This window comes from Ancylomarina longa, from assembly GCF_003996985.1.
GTDB classification, from domain to species: domain Bacteria; phylum Bacteroidota; class Bacteroidia; order Bacteroidales; family Marinifilaceae; genus Ancylomarina_A; species Ancylomarina_A longa.
This window is the reverse complement of the sequence record NZ_RJJX01000119.1, coordinates 1-709: the sequence shown is the minus strand read 5'-3', so window position 1 is coordinate 709 and position 709 is coordinate 1. Positions and strand designations below refer to the sequence as shown.

General features: G+C 31.7%; 1 pseudogene. It reads left to right on the top strand.

Annotated features, from left to right (window positions below):
- Nucleotides 1-146: 146 nt before the first annotated feature.
- Nucleotides 147-530 (top strand): annotated as a pseudogene (locus DLK05_RS17885) (DDE-type integrase/transposase/recombinase); the annotation flags it as partial.
- Nucleotides 531-709 lie beyond the last annotated feature (179 nt).

Genomic DNA, 709 nt, shown 5'->3' with positions numbered 1-709 from the left:
CAAACCAATTAAATACCCATAGTTCCGGCGACATTGTCCAACTATGTTTTATCCTTTATTTAGAACTATTCTCAGAATCTAAAATCGGTATTCTAAATAATGTTTTGTTAGTTTTAACAAACGAAAGGATAAAACACTTTTACGTTGTTAATGACAAATGGATTTACCTCACAACAATGATTGATTTAGCAGATCGACAAGTTGTTGGCTGGTCATTAAGTAAGGATATGACATATGAAAACACAGTTCTTAAAGCATGGAATATTGCACGTAAGCGAAGACAAATAATTGATGAATTTTTACTTCATTCAGATAGAGGTATTCAATATGCTTGCAATAAAATAAGAAATGTTTTTAGGGATAACGATAAAATAAATAGAAGCATGAGCAGAAAAGGTAACTGCTGGGATAATGCCGTAGCAGAAAGTTTTTTTAAAACAATTAAGTCTGAAATGATATACCGTAATGACTTTAAATCGTTTACTCACGCATATAATGAAGTATATGATTATATCGAAAACTGGTATAATATTAAGTTTAGGATCAATCCTGTCCTAAACATTTTTCCACTATCATTATCTCAACCTAGAATCGCACATTTCAGTGGTATTTAAGTCATATTCTAAAATAGCACCCCCTGGATTGCAATTATAGGCTTTGGTTTTGGTTGATCAAAAGGTTCATCGAGCCATTTCTGGAGATCGATTTT